Below are 13,752 nucleotides of genomic sequence, written 5' to 3' on the forward strand. Positions count from 1 at the left end.
AAAAATGGAACAAACATGGCGCTGGTATGGCCCTAACGATCCGGTTTCGCTCGATGATGTGCGTCAGGCTGGCGCAACCGGTGTAGTCACCGCACTGCACCACATTGCCAACGGCGAGGTTTGGCCGGTCGAGGCGATTAAACAGCGGCAGGCAGAATTGGCGGAAAAAGGATTAGTCTGGTCAGTGGTCGAGAGTATTCCGGTGCATGAAGAGATTAAAACCCGCAGCGGGAAGTGTGAACAGCACATCGCCAATTATCAGCAGTCGCTGCGCAATCTTGCTGCCTGTGGTATCACCACCATTTGCTACAACTTTATGCCGGTACTTGACTGGACCCGCACCGATCTGGGCTACCTGCTGCCCGACGGCTCACGCGCGCTGCGTTTTGACCAGACCGCCTTCGCGGCCTTTGAACTGCACATTTTGCAGCGTGACGGCGCGAAGACAGACTATTCAGCCGAGGAGCAACGTCAGGCGGCAGACTATTTTGCCGCCATGTCAGCGCAAGAGACTGCGACACTGACTGCCAATATCATCGCCGGTCTACCCGGTGCCGAAGAGGGCTACACGCTGGACCAGTTCCGCGCGCGTTTAGCAACTTATGACGGCATCGACAAGGCCGGTTTGCGCGAAAATCTGGCCTATTTCCTGCGCGCCATCGTACCGATTGCTGAGCAGCACGGCCTGCGTCTGGCGGTACATCCTGATGACCCACCGCGCCCTATCCTCGGCCTGCCCCGCATCGTTTCAACCATTGAAGATATGCACTGGCTGAAAGAAACGGTGGACAGCGTGCACAACGGGTTTACCTTTTGCACCGGTTCGTATGGCGTTCGTGAAGACAACGACCTGGTAAAAATGCTCGATACCTTCGCCGACCGGGTTCATTTTATTCATCTACGCGCCACCTCGCGTGAGGCTACGCCGGGCAGCTTTCATGAGGCAGATCACCTTGACGGCGACGTGGATATGGTGGCGATTATCAAATCGATTCTTACCGAGGAGCAGCGTCGCCGAGGTGCCAATGATTTGCGCCCGATTCCGATGCGTCCGGATCACGGCCACCAGATGCTTGACGACCTGAAGAAGAAAACCAATCCAGGCTACTCAGCGATAGGTCGATTACGTGGACTTGCTGAACTGAGGGGCGTAGAACGCGCGTTAAAGCAGACGTTAGGGCTCTGATTTTCATTTGAAAATTTTTTATCGCAAAAATTCAATGTTTAAATCTTAACAGCATTGAACACTGAGAATATTTTGCAGTTTTAATGCATCAATGTGCATTTGGCGCACAGCGACGCAACCGGGCAAGAGGTGGAAAGCGCACCTCTTGCCTCTCTACGCTTTTTGTCCTCATTGATGAATGCCATTCTCATGTTTGTAATGTTTATGAGTAACATCGAGCGTGGCAGTCTGAATCCGTCAATTGAGTTTTAAATAAAAGTTTAATCGGGATTCAGGTCGTTTTCTTACTTCTGGAAAAAATCAGAAATTACTCTACTCTTTAAGGAAAACTCTGAATAAAATCATAAGCGGCACAATAAATCCTTCTTTTATAACCCTTTCCTGATGACCATAAATTCATTCCGAACAGCCTGATCTTGATAACCACATCTCAGTCCACGGTTCACAGTCCTGATACGATAAAAACCTGTAACTTAAAATAACTGCCCATTAATTGCATACAGGATTTTAATAGACGATCAAAGTTTACATCTTCATCGTAATAAATATTATGTCGCATCAACACGATATAACCAATAAAAACACGCTATCATTAGGAGGGGGAATGTATTCTATAGGAAAAAATACGATCTGCACTTCAGCACCTGTTGCAAAGCTCTCCTCTGCAGCATTAACAATGGCGAGTATTCCTTCAAGGATAAATTCTATTAACCCGTCACAGGTATTCGGTCCGCTATCTAACCATCCTGAACCTTTCACTCAACCGTCAGGTTACAGCGGACATCAGCATGTTTATAAGCAGTCAATGATGTCAGTAGGAACTCGGCCGTTTCCTGCGATACGCCAGATGGGAGAACATACCAGAACATCTTTCCCTGACCCTCTCACGAGCAGAGATCGACGTAAACAACAAGCCCCCCGTAGGGTTCCTCAAGCTAGAAATGAACCTGGACAAAGTAAAAGTAATAAAATTACTCCAGATGAGTTCTCTAAGAACCGCATGAAATACATCAGCCTCTTAACAACTAAATTCAATTATTTAGTCAAGAAATCTGAACGTGAGAGAAACACCACACCTCATAGTGAAAGACTTATGCTTACGACGGCCCTTTTATATCACTTACCTATTGAAAACCACAGCGTAGTATCTGAAATTGCAAAAGGAACGTATCTTGATGAAGGAATAATGCTGGCTGCAGTTCCTGCTATCCTTGCAAAGTATAAAAAAAACAAATTAAATAACTTACTTTTAGAAAAGCGGATGACTTTACCGGTTAAAGAAATAAGTGAGAAAAAACTGACAACAATGATCGCTAAAGGATTATCAAAAATAGACGATACTGCACCCCAAAGGCAATCACCTCCTACAATCAACGCATTTCAACCACGAAGGAATGAAGTTGAGGTTATTACACTGTCGGAACCTTCAGACTCAGACTGTTTGACTCAAACTTCAATATTGAAAGAGCAAAGTTTTAACTTTAATAAGCAGTTAAACTATATAAAGAGTAACGTAAACGCATATGAAATATTAAAATTTTCTAGATCCGTTATTGGTATAACAAAAAACGACGCTCATTCAGTCGGAAAGTTTATTCCAAACATTATTGACTCATCAATTGACAAGCTCAATGAATTAGGCCTGATTGAAGAGAGCAATCGCCGGTTTTATTTGTCAGACTCTGGAGTTAGCCTCTTAAAGGCATTAAAAAAATCTTCTAAAAGAAGCAGAATTTGACGTAGAGGTTGCCGATTTTTATCCGATGCTAATGTTCACGGACTGAGACTTACGCGGTGTGAGCGAATTATCGGGGTCTTGGCGCTGCCCAGTAAGCGCAGCGCAGGCCTTAGACCCCCTCCTTATGAAACGGTCACTGCCCCCAAGTGCGTTCTAACACATTTACCCAGTTCTTATGGCAAATATTTTCCAGCACCTGCTGGTTGTATCCCGCTTTACGCAATGCCGCGACCAGCTTGGTCAGGCCTCGCACGTCAACCATGTCCGGCGTTAAAGTTACGCCATCAAAGTCAGAGCCGAACCCCACGTTGTTTTCACCCAATTTTTCAACCAGATAATCGACGTGGCGTACCATTTCGTCAACAGTGGCGTCAGCCGATTTTTGGCCATCTTCGCGCAGGAATGACATGCCGAAATTAACGCCAACAAAGCCGTTGCTCTCTTTAATAGCCGCAAGCTGTTTGTCAGTTAGGTTACGCGATTGAGCACTCAAGGTATGCGCGTTTGAGTGGCTGGCCACCAGCGGTGCATCACTGTGTTGCGCGACCTGCCAAAAGCCTTTTTCATCGAGGTGCGACAGGTCGACCATAATGCGTTTCTGGTTGCAGGCCTTCACCAGCTTGATGCCCAACTCGGTAAGACCTGGGCCAATGTCCGGCGTTGAAGGGAATTTGAACGGCACGCCGTGGCCAAAAATGTTTGGTCGGCTCCAGACCGGTCCAATCGAGCGCAGGCCCATGGCGTAAAACACGTCGAGCAGGTAAAGGTCGGGGTCAATCGCCTCCGCGCCTTCTATATGCATAACTACAGCTAATGCCTGATTTTGTATCGACTGACGAATTTCTGCGGCGTTTCGGCAGATTTTTACCGCGCCTGCGGAAGCTTTTTCAATGCGCAGTAAAAACGCCATCATGCCAATTGTGATGTCGCGCGCAGAATTCAAATCTGGTGTAGGAGAAAAATCAGGATGTTTATTAACACCTTCGAGCAAGAATCGAGTGTCTATACCCGAACTCGGCACGATACTTGCTTGTTCAGCTAGGTCAGGGAACGTTGGAGAGGGTACATAGGCCGCAAACAGGCCTCCAGCAAAGCCTGCCTCACGACAGCGCGACAGGTCCATTTGTCCGCAAGCGGGTCCTTCGAGGAATGCCTGCTCTGGATTTTGGCGATGATTTAACCAAAGTTGCATTAAAACATCGTTATGTCCGTCAAATACCGGCACCAGGCTTTCAGTTTCATTGACTTTGCTATTCATAAAAAAGGTCTACCCTTGGTTAAGCACGACAGGAATCAATCAGCCCTCGCTCTTAAAAGGTGCAATTCATTTCTGAATCGCACCAATGATGAGCAGAATTTCACATTATATTTTCTTGTGAAAAACGGCGCATGCTGGCGCAGCTGTGATGGCGTCCATTAGAGACAAAGCGCAGCGAACAAGTCAAGGGTTAGAAAACATAATTTTAAATTTTAAGTATATATATCAACACGATGGGAGTCATCATGGTCACAAGGCGTAATTTTATTACCGGTTTTTCAGCCATTCCAGTTTTATCATATTTGAGTTTCAACAATGTTTTCGCCGCCACCCCAAAATCAATACTGGTGATGGCAATTCAGTTGGACATCATTACCAGCCTTGACCCGCATGAATCCTTCGAATCTGTCGGTAGCGAAGTGACCGGCAATATGTATCAACAACTGGTGAAACCTAAACTCACCGCCGCAGACGAAATTGAAGGCGACCTGGCCCTGTCGTGGACCACTTCTGACGATAAAAAAACCTTCACCTTTAAAATGGATCCGAAAGCCAAATTTGCCGACGGCACGCCGGTCACCGCCTCGGATGCCGCATTCTCGCTGCAACGCGTCGTTAAGCTTGATAAAAGCCCAGCCTATATCATCAATCAGTTTGGTTACACAAAAGACAACGTTGAACAGATGATCACTGCCCCTGACGAGCAAACGCTGGTGATTACTACGACTGAACCGGCGTCTGAGTCCTTCCTCCTTTACTGTCTGTCGGCCAACGTTGGCAGCATCGTGCAAAAATCCGCCTGCATGACCAATCAGAAAGGCGACGACTTGGGTAACGCCTGGCTGAAGACCAACAGCGCCGGATCCGGTGCCTTTAAGCTGCGCACCTGGAAGGTCAGTGAAACGGTTATTCTCGAAAGCAATAAAAACAATCCGCACGCCGGTAAAATTGAGCGCGTGATTATGCGCCACATCGTTGACCCTTCTGCACAACTGCTGATGCTGCAAAAAGGCGATATTGATATTGCGCGTAACCTGACGACCGAGCAGTTGCGTCCACTAAAAGATGACAAAAATTTCACGCTGGTGCAGAAAGGCATTGCGGGTACGTTAATGGTTTCAGGCAATGTGGCACACCCTAACCTGTCGAAACCGCAGGTGTGGCAGGCGATTAAATGGGCGATTGATTACGAAGGTATTCAACAACACATTATTCCATTGACCCATAAGATTCATCAGAGCTTCCTGCCAGAAGGTTTCCCGGCAGCGGTGAACGCTATTATGTACAAACGCGACGTGGCTAAAGCCAAAGCGCTGCTGGCCGAAGCCGGATTCCCTAATGGTTTTGAGATAACGCTCGACCATTACTCCGCCTCGCCGTCTACCGATATCGCGCAGGCCATTCAGTCCAATCTGGGTGAAATCGGCATTAAAGTCACGCTGCTGGCCGCAGAAAGCCGTCAGGTTCTGACCAAGATGCGTGCCCGTCAACAGCAGTTGGCGCTGACTCAGTGGGGTGCCGACTATTTTGACCCCAACTCCAACGCCGAAGCGTTCTGCAGCAACCCTGACAACAGCGACAAAGCCAAGAGCCGCACGCTGGCGTGGCGCTGTAGCTGGCAGGATAAGGCGATTTCTGACCTCAGCACCCAGGCCCTGCACGAGTCTGACCCTGCGACCCGCATCAAACTTTATGAGCAGCTGCAGACGCAGCATATGGAAAGCAGCCCGTTCATGATTATGTTCCAGCCGACGCTGACCGCCGCCTGCCGCCACGACATCACCGGCGTGGTATTAACTGTCATGAGCACCAGCCCATACGAGAAGGTTGTTAAAGCGTGAGCAAGAGACTCAATAGTTTTCTGAGTACCTGCATCAGCGTTTGTCTTACTTTGTTTGGCCTGTCGGTTATTACCTTCTTCATTGGCAGGGTAATGCCGACAGATCCGGTGCTGGCCGCAGTGGGCGATAATGCGCCGGAATCGGTAGTCGAACGTGTACGTCATGAAATGGGGCTGGATCAGCCCCTTTGGATGCAGTTTTTACACTATCTCAGCCAGTTGGCGCACGGCGACCTCGGCCGCTCTGCACTAACCTCCAATCTGGTCACCAGTGATATTGCGCGCTACTTCCCCGCTACGCTCGAGCTTGCCACCGCCGCGATTATTATCGCGGCGGTCATCGGCATTCCACTTGGCGTGTGGGCGGCAACGCGTCAGGGAAGCTGGATTGACCAGACCATTCGCGTGGTGTGCCTCGCAGGACACTCGTTGCCGGTATTCGTGCTGGCGTTACTCAGCCTGCTGATTTTCTATTCAGTGCTGGGTATTGCGCCGGGTCCAGGCCGTCAGGACATCATTTATCAGGACATGATCCCGCAGGTGACCGGACTGCTCACGGTGGACTCGCTGCTGGCGGGAGACACCGGTGCGTTCTGGGATGCGCTGGCGCACATGGTGCAGCCGGTGCTGATTCTGGCCTATTTCAGCATGGCCTATATCACCCGCATGACCCGCACCTTCATGCTCAACGCACTCAGCGGGGAATACGTGATAACCGCGCGGGCCAAAGGGCTGTCTGCCCGTCGGGTTATCTGGAAGCATGCGTTCCCGACGGTCGGCGTTCAGCTGATTACCGTGCTGGCGCTGACCTATGCCGGGCTGCTTGAGGGCGCGGTGGTGACAGAAAATGTCTTCTCGTGGCCGGGTCTCGGCCAGTACCTCACCGTTTCGCTAATGAATGCCGACATGAACCCGGTCATCGGTTCTACCTTGCTGATTGGCGCCATTTATGTGCTGCTCAATCTGCTGGCCGACCTTCTCTATCGACTTCTGGATCCTCGCGTAAAATGACCAGCTTAACTTCACGACCGGGGTCTCGGGCCTGGCTGCTCGATGAAACTCCTAAAACACGCACGCAGGCGGTATGGGGCAGACGCTACCGCATCTGGCTCGGTTTGCGCGCTAACCCGCTGGCGCTGATTGGCCTTATTACCGTGCTCATCGTGTTGGCGATTTCGCTCTGTGCGCCGCTGCTCACCCAATATCATCCGGGGGATCAGGATCTCGCAAACCGACTGGCCAAACCCTCTGCGCTGCATCTTCTGGGCACTGACGAACTAGGCCGCGATACGCTGAGCCGCATACTTTACGGCGGTCGCATCACCCTCGGCATGGTCATTATCGTGGTCGCGATTGTGGCCCCGCTCGGTCTGCTGATTGGCTGCGTGGCAGGTTACGCGGGCGGGTTGATTGACCGTATTCTGATGCGTATCACCGACGTGTTTCTGGCTTTCCCACGTTTGATTTTGGCGCTGGCCTTCGTGGCTGCATTAAGGCCAGGCATAGAGAGCGCGATACTCGCGATTGCCCTCACCGCTTGGCCGCCCTACGCGCGTCTCGCCCGCGCTGAAACCATGCAGGTGCGCGGCACGGACTATATCGCCGCCTGCCGCTTAACCGGCGCAACGCCAGCGCGCATCATTATGCGTCACATCATGCCACTGTGCGTGCCGAGTCTGGTGGTGCGCGTGACGCTGGATATGAGTTCAATCATTATCACCGCCGCCAGCCTGGGCTTTTTGGGCATGGGCGCACAGCCGCCTTCGCCGGAATGGGGTGCGATGATTGCCACCGCGCGCCGTTTCCTGTTTAGCGAATGGTGGGTGCCGCTTATTCCGGCTATCGCTATTTTTGTCACCTCGTTGGCCTTTAACTTTCTCGGCGATGGTTTACGTGACGTCCTCGATCCTAAGGAACGCTAATGCTGGTCGATATCAAGAATTTACATATCACTTTTGAAACTCGCAGCGGCAGCTTTGACGCCGTGCGCGGGGTCTCCTTTTCACTGGGCAAAGAGAAGCTCGGCATCGTGGGTGAAAGCGGATCGGGCAAGTCACTGACCGCTCGCTGCCTGATGAACCTGCTACCTTCCAGCGCCAAGTGCCGCGCCGACACCCTATCATTTGATGGCATTGACCTGCGCAACGCCAGCGAAAAACAGATGCGGCAGATCCGCGGCAAGCGCGTTGGCTTCATTTTGCAGGACCCGAAATACTCGCTGCATCCCGTGATGTCGATTGGTAAACAGGTGGCAGAAGCCTGGCAAACGCACAAAGGCGGCAGCAAGAAACAGGCCATGGAAGCGGCTATTGACCTGCTGGATCAGGTGAAAATTCGTGATCCGCACAAGGTTGCCCAGCGCTATGCTCACGAAGTCTCCGGCGGCATGGGCCAGCGAGTCATGATTGCCATGATGCTCGCCCCCGATCCTGAGCTAATGATTGCCGACGAACCCACCAGCGCACTCGATGCCACGGTGCAGGCTGAAATTTTGCGCCTGCTCGATGACCTGGTTTCCAGCCGCGGCATGGGGTTGATTCTGATCAGCCACGACCTGCCGCTGGTGTCAAAGTTTTGCGACCGAGTGGCGGTCATGTACGCCGGACGCATTGTTGAAACGCTGCAAGCCGGTAATCTTCGCCATGCTCAACACCCTTACACCCGCGGCCTGCTGGAGTGTCTGCCCTCCCTGCTGCACCCAAGGGACCGATTGCCGATTTTGGTACGCGACGAGGCGTGGAAAACATCATGATTAATTTAGATCAACTGCGCATCTCTTTTGGTGATACCGAGGTGGTGAAGGGTGTCAGTTTCAACGTTGACAACGGCGAGAGCTTTGGCATTGTCGGCGAAAGCGGCTCGGGTAAATCGACCATTTTGCGCGCGCTGGCCGGGCTTAATCAGCACTGGTCGGGCACGATGGACATCGGCGGTGAACCGCAGTTGCCCAAACGCCCAAAGCGCTTTTATCGTCGTGTGCAAATGGTGTTTCAAGACCCCTACGGCTCGCTGCATCCCCGTCAAACCATCGACCGTATATTGGCCGAACCGCTGGAGGTGCACGGCTTTCTTAATATCGAAAAACGTATTGCCGATGCGCTCAATGAAGTCGCGTTACCGCAGAGCGTTCGCTTTCGTTTTCCGCATCAGCTCTCAGGCGGCCAGCGTCAACGCGTGGCGATTGCCCGCGCCTTAATCTCTGAACCTCAGATTTTGCTGCTCGATGAACCGACGTCCGCACTCGACGTGTCGGTTCAGGCCGAGATTTTGAACCTGTTGACTGACATCCGTGAGCAAAAGAAATTGACCTATGTGCTTGTCACCCACAATTTAGCGGTGGTAACGCATCTTTGCACCAGAATTGGAGTGATGATCGGTGGTCAAATGGTCGAGCTTGTAAGTGCGAACGATCTACGGGCGGGTAATGTGACACATCCGCATACAGCCGAGCTTAGAAAACTCAGCCTAAACCTCGAAGAACCGGAAATCGATTAAGGCTTAACCACAACTATTAGCCTACCAAACGCCCATTGACCGCAGTGTCAGGGCGTTCGGCAGAGCATAATATGGAGACAGGAATGACTTCCACAGCTTCAGTAAATTGGCAAGCAGCACGCTCTGCAGCAGCAAAAATAGCCGACCGTTGGAACCAGCCTGGTGAACCGGGCGGTGCCATTACCCTGTTCGACGTCGCTACGTTGCAGGGAGAGGCCTGCGGCGGTTTGGCGAATTTGACCACGAAAGAACCTTTTGCCATTGACAGCGTTGTGCGCTACGCGTCGGTAACTAAGCATATTTTTGCCGCGCTGGCCCTCTTGCGCAGCGATGCGGGTATATCGACCGACGATACGCTGGGCCAATATTTACCCCAGCTAAAAGCGCCGATGTCGCAGGTCACTGTGGGTCAGGCGCTGGACATGACCGGCGGTTTGCCTGACGTCCGTGAAACCCTCTCCCTGTTGGGCGTTTCGGTTTATAACGTCACCGATGCCGCAACGTTGATTGATTTTCTCGCCACCGACGGCAGTCTGAATTTCCCTGCGGGGACCGAAATCTCTTATTCGAACACCGGCTATCGTTTAGTCGAAACCATTCTGAAACAGAAAGGCATTTTGTTCGAAGACTTGCTGCAAAGGCATATTGCTCAACCGCTTGATATTGCTTTCCACGCCCCTGAAACCTGGTTTGATATTGTCCCTAATTTGACGCCCGGCTATTGGAAGTCCGCAGATGGCTGGAAAACCTCCAGCGCCGGTCTGCACCTTTCGGCGTCGGGCAGCCTGACCGGCAGTTTGCGTTCGCTGTCGAGCTGGTTGCAAAGCCTGTTAAAAGACAGCGGCCCCGGTGCCGGCGTTCTTAAGCACTTAAGCCAACCTCGCGCGCTCAACGACGGCACGCCAACTGCCTATGGATTAGGCATCACGCATTCCCAGATTGGCCGCCATCAGTTATTGGGACACGGCGGATCTCACGCTGGATACAAAACCTATTTCCTGCTGCATCCTGAGCATAAAATTGGCGTGGCGCTGGTGTCGAATCGCGAAGATACTGCCTCCTACACGGCGCTGCTCGAGGTGATGTCCGCCCTTCTCGATACCCCGCTTCCGGCAAGAAGTACGGCACTCGTCAATGGACTGTATGCCAGCCAGGCCGAACCTTATTGGCTTAACGTTACCGACGGCGTCGCCAGCTATTTGGGTGCAGCCGAGAATCTTTATCAGGGTGAGGACGGCAGTGCGGTTTCACTTTCGGCCCACCTGCCAATGCGTTTACAGATGAAAGGCAGCGCTATAGAAGGTGAAATTGGCTTGGCGAAGCGCTATTTCACACCGATAGAACCGAATGATTGCCTGCATCTCATTCAGGGCCGCTGGTTCCATCCCGAGTCAAAGGCGGCGTTCGATATTGAGGGCGACAAGTTAATGATGGGTGTTGGCCCGCTACGTGCCAGTGGAACGCTGACATCGGTAGGCCAAGGGCGACTGCTGGTGAGCATGCCGGACGGCCCGTGGGAAAAATCGTTCTGCCTTTATTTCCAGGGTTACAACGTGCAGCTGATTTCTAATCGCAGCCGCGTTTTGACCTTCCGCCGCGACGAGTGCCGCATTAGTTGGGAACCGACGGCGTAATTTAGGCTGCGTATTGGCAATAAAAACCCCTTATTCAGGTCACTGAGCAAGGGGTTTTTTATCACTTGGGTCATGGCTCAGGACAAATACGCCGCGCTGTGAAAATCAATCTCCCACTGCAATACTTGTGCATATAAACCTGAAAGCTGGACCTGCTGTGCTTCGCCGAGAGTGGCCGCGCACTTATCCAACTCGACCTTCAACCAGCTGGCCTGATTGATGAAGGTTTCCTCGGCGTGCATCACTACCCATTCCTTAACGTCGGCATCGGCAATTTCTGCCTGACTCACCCGCTTGCACCAATGGTAATACATCCATTCTGCGCCAAACATCAGCGTGAGTATTTGTGCGTAGCTGCCCGTTTCGGCCACCCGCAGCATGCCCTGACTAAAGCGATAAACCTCGGGCGCGCCGCGCACGTAACTTTCAGGAGTGACGGCTCTGTGCGCCATCACCCGTTCAAAATAGGCGATTTGCTCATTGGCCAGCGCGTCCAACACGCCAATCAACCAGCGGCGATGGGTAATATCGGGTGCTTTAATAACGGCATACGAGAAAATTTCGATGGCGGTTGCCACAAAATCGCCCTCGAACACCAGATACTGATTGAACACTTTTGTCGGCAAAATGCCCTGCTCGATATCGGTAACAAAGCGGTGCTGCTGCATCGCCTGCCAAACACCCTGATTCTCGCTCAGTAAACGATCGGTGAAGCTTGGCTGCTGTGACATGACTTATTCTCCGAGCTCGGCCTGAGCCACCGACATAAAGTGTTTAACTCTTTCCGGCTCAACCTGATTCCACCATACGCCGCCGTATTTCAGAGTGCTGGCGACAATCACGCCCTGCGTACGCTGCAAAATTTGACAGATATTATCAGGGGTTACGCCTGAACCCACCAGCAACGGCAGTGAGGTGGCGGCACGTATTTCGTCAATCTCATCCATAGTGGCGCTGTCACCGGTGCGCTGGCCGGTGGCAATAACCGCATCTGCCTGGAAAAAATCTACGTCGCGGGTCAGTTCGGTGATTGTGCGGTCAGCGACAATGGCGTGGCTACCGTGTTTAACGTGGCTGTCGGCAAAGACTTTAATATGTTCGGCCCGCAGTTGGGCGCGATAGCGCAGCGCTTTTGCCGCCGCACCCTCAATGAAACCTTCGTTAGCGATATAGGCATTAGCCCACTGGTTTACACGAACAAAATCAGCGCCACCTGCCAGCGCAGTAGCCAACGCGGGAATAGCCGCATTCGCCAATACGTTAATGCCCAGCGGACAGCCAAACTCTTTTTTAATCCTGTCGGTAATCACTGACATAAACGCCGCAGTTTCATAACCGATATCTTCCGGTTTAGAAAAAGGAACATCACCGTGATTTTCGATAATTAATCCGTGAACCCCCCCGGACAAATAAGCCTGCGCATCACTTAGGGCAACATCCATTATTTGGTTAATCGATTTTCCGCGATAATTAGGCGAGCCAGGAAAAGGCTCGCAGTGCACTACACCAATTATTGCTTTACTTCTTGAAAATATCTCTTGTATTGCACTGGTTTTTTCTGCTGATATAGACGCCATTGTATTACTCTCCTCAAGGAATATATTATGCAAGTCTTCGTTATCGGCAACATCAGTGTTGACGAAACCTATTTAATTAATGATTTACCGCAAAAAGGATCGTCTATTCACGGTGCTAAAACCCATCAAGACCTTGGTGGAAAAGGGGCCAATCAGGCAATTATCCTTTCGCGCTGTGGCATTAACACGATCCTAATTGCCGCCATTGGCAATGATAACCAAGGCCATTGGTGTAAGGAAAAAATAGAGCAAGAGCGTCTTACTTTACGGCCAAACTCACCCAGAGATTGTCGAACCGACACCTCACTAATATTAAACTGCGCCGACGGAGATAATGCTAACATCACCACCACCACTGCCGCTGATGCATTATCAATTAATGATATCGAGCAAGAATTGTTATTATCCAAACCCGGCGACGTGGTATTACAACAGGGAAACTTTAGCCATCAAAAAACGGAGGCTATTTTTAGCCTTGCCCGGCAGAAAGGGCTGACTACTGTATTTAACCCTTCGCCGGTAAAAGACACCTTTGCTGAACTGCTGCCGTTGATTGACATCCTAGTCGTCAATCAGCTCGAAGCACAGCGGCTCGGCCACGCAGACGATATTCTGCTTGCCGCCCACGCGCTACTCAATGCAGGCGTGGGACAGGCCGTGGTTACCCTTGGCGCAGAAGGCTCAATGCTGCTCAATGCCACAGGTGTCACGCGCGTCGCCGCAGAGCCGGTAAGCGTTAAAGATACCACCGGCGCCGGTGACACTTTTCTCGCGGTGATGCTCGCCTCTTCGCTGCTGCGCCAATCGCCCCTCACCGCCGCAGACCTGCACCGTGCGGCACGGGCTTCCTCTATTACCATCGGCAGAACCGGGACCCTGAGCGCCTTCCCCACGCAAATCGAACTTGTACAAATACTTAAATAATGACCGGGCTGCACTCGCCCTTCCAAGCAGCAGCGAGGCAGCATCGCCGCGGCAGCCTCAATTAACCTCATAATTACCCTAAGTCATTGCGGTGGCAGCA

General features: G+C 51.7%; 12 protein-coding genes. 9 read left to right on the plus strand and 3 right to left on the minus strand.

Annotated features, from left to right (window positions below):
* The first annotated feature begins 4 nt into the window (after positions 1 to 4).
* Together uxuA and BS639_RS08200 are read left to right on the plus strand one after the other, a co-directional pair.
* A complete protein-coding gene (gene uxuA / locus BS639_RS08195) occupies positions 5 to 1,186 on the plus strand; it encodes a mannonate dehydratase (RefSeq protein WP_084982793.1) in 1,182 nt (393 codons plus the stop codon).
* Positions 1,187 to 1,790: 604 nt separating this feature from the next.
* Positions 1,791 to 2,924 carry a hypothetical protein gene (locus tag BS639_RS08200; protein WP_139804064.1) on the plus strand — a complete coding sequence of 378 codons (1,134 nt, stop codon included), beginning with the start codon at positions 1,791 to 1,793 and terminating at the stop codon, positions 2,922 to 2,924.
* Between the two features lie 133 nt (positions 2,925 to 3,057).
* Here the strand turns inward: BS639_RS08200 and BS639_RS08205 are convergent, their stop codons facing one another.
* Positions 3,058 to 4,182 carry a dipeptidase gene (locus tag BS639_RS08205; RefSeq protein ID WP_055779753.1) on the minus strand — a complete coding sequence of 375 codons (1,125 nt, stop codon included), beginning with the start codon at positions 4,180 to 4,182 and terminating at the stop codon, positions 3,058 to 3,060.
* A gap of 245 nt (positions 4,183 to 4,427) precedes the next feature.
* Here BS639_RS08205 and BS639_RS08210 point away from each other — a divergent pair, with 245 nt between their 5' ends.
* The 6 genes from BS639_RS08210 to BS639_RS08235 all read left to right on the plus strand — a co-directional run bounded on the left by BS639_RS08210 (position 4,428) and on the right by BS639_RS08235 (position 11,151).
* A complete protein-coding gene (locus BS639_RS08210; RefSeq protein ID WP_055779756.1) occupies positions 4,428 to 6,023 on the plus strand; it encodes an ABC transporter substrate-binding protein in 1,596 nt (531 codons plus the stop codon).
* A complete protein-coding gene (locus BS639_RS08215) occupies positions 6,020 to 7,033 on the plus strand; it encodes an ABC transporter permease (protein WP_055779760.1) in 1,014 nt (337 codons plus the stop codon). Before BS639_RS08210 ends, BS639_RS08215 begins: the two co-directional genes overlap by 4 nt.
* Positions 7,030 to 7,944, plus strand: a complete 915-nt coding sequence (locus tag BS639_RS08220; protein ID WP_084982795.1) for an ABC transporter permease — start codon at positions 7,030 to 7,032, stop codon at positions 7,942 to 7,944. Before BS639_RS08215 ends, BS639_RS08220 begins: the two co-directional genes overlap by 4 nt.
* Positions 7,944 to 8,774 carry an ABC transporter ATP-binding protein gene (locus BS639_RS08225; protein ID WP_084982796.1) on the plus strand — a complete coding sequence of 277 codons (831 nt, stop codon included), beginning with the start codon at positions 7,944 to 7,946 and terminating at the stop codon, positions 8,772 to 8,774. Before BS639_RS08220 ends, BS639_RS08225 begins: the two co-directional genes overlap by 1 nt.
* On the plus strand, positions 8,771 to 9,517 hold the full coding sequence (locus tag BS639_RS08230; protein ID WP_084982797.1) for an ABC transporter ATP-binding protein: 747 nt from the start codon (positions 8,771 to 8,773) through the stop codon (positions 9,515 to 9,517). The genes BS639_RS08225 and BS639_RS08230 overlap by 4 nt, the downstream gene beginning before the upstream one ends.
* An 83-nt stretch (positions 9,518 to 9,600) precedes the next feature.
* A complete protein-coding gene (locus tag BS639_RS08235) occupies positions 9,601 to 11,151 on the plus strand; it encodes a serine hydrolase domain-containing protein (RefSeq protein WP_084982798.1) in 1,551 nt (516 codons plus the stop codon).
* Between the two features lie 77 nt (positions 11,152 to 11,228).
* Here BS639_RS08235 and BS639_RS08240 read toward each other — a convergent pair whose 3' ends face one another.
* Complete coding sequence (locus tag BS639_RS08240) at positions 11,229 to 11,882, minus strand: TenA family protein (RefSeq protein WP_084982799.1); 654 nt, start codon at positions 11,880 to 11,882, stop codon at positions 11,229 to 11,231.
* Between the two features lie 3 nt (positions 11,883 to 11,885).
* Positions 11,886 to 12,728 (minus strand): BtpA/SgcQ family protein, encoded by an 843-nt coding sequence (locus BS639_RS08245; RefSeq protein WP_084982800.1) that lies wholly within the window; start codon positions 12,726 to 12,728, stop codon positions 11,886 to 11,888.
* Positions 12,729 to 12,755: 27 nt separating this feature from the next.
* Between BS639_RS08245 and BS639_RS08250 the strand changes: the two genes are divergently transcribed.
* Positions 12,756 to 13,652, plus strand: coding sequence for a ribokinase (locus tag BS639_RS08250; RefSeq protein ID WP_084982801.1), 897 nt, complete (start codon positions 12,756 to 12,758; stop codon positions 13,650 to 13,652).
* The last annotated feature ends 100 nt before the right edge of the window (positions 13,653 to 13,752 follow it).

The organism is Rouxiella silvae (assembly GCF_002093625.1).
In the GTDB taxonomy this organism is placed as follows: Bacteria; Pseudomonadota; Gammaproteobacteria; order Enterobacterales; family Enterobacteriaceae; genus Rouxiella; species Rouxiella silvae.

Coding starts and splice junctions, on each gene's coding strand:
- uxuA (WP_084982793.1), top strand. CDS start 5: ATGGAACAAACATGGCGCTGGTATGGCCCTAACGATCCGGTTTCGCTC.
- BS639_RS08200 (WP_139804064.1), top strand. CDS start 1,791: ATGTATTCTATAGGAAAAAATACGATCTGCACTTCAGCACCTGTTGCA.
- BS639_RS08205 (WP_055779753.1), bottom strand. CDS start 4,182: ATGAATAGCAAAGTCAATGAAACTGAAAGCCTGGTGCCGGTATTTGAC.
- BS639_RS08210 (WP_055779756.1), top strand. CDS start 4,428: ATGGTCACAAGGCGTAATTTTATTACCGGTTTTTCAGCCATTCCAGTT.
- BS639_RS08220 (WP_084982795.1), top strand. CDS start 7,030: ATGACCAGCTTAACTTCACGACCGGGGTCTCGGGCCTGGCTGCTCGAT.
- BS639_RS08225 (WP_084982796.1), top strand. CDS start 7,944: ATGCTGGTCGATATCAAGAATTTACATATCACTTTTGAAACTCGCAGC.
- BS639_RS08230 (WP_084982797.1), top strand. CDS start 8,771: ATGATTAATTTAGATCAACTGCGCATCTCTTTTGGTGATACCGAGGTG.
- BS639_RS08235 (WP_084982798.1), top strand. CDS start 9,601: ATGACTTCCACAGCTTCAGTAAATTGGCAAGCAGCACGCTCTGCAGCA.
- BS639_RS08240 (WP_084982799.1), bottom strand. CDS start 11,882: ATGTCACAGCAGCCAAGCTTCACCGATCGTTTACTGAGCGAGAATCAG.
- BS639_RS08245 (WP_084982800.1), bottom strand. CDS start 12,728: ATGGCGTCTATATCAGCAGAAAAAACCAGTGCAATACAAGAGATATTT.
- BS639_RS08250 (WP_084982801.1), top strand. CDS start 12,756: ATGCAAGTCTTCGTTATCGGCAACATCAGTGTTGACGAAACCTATTTA.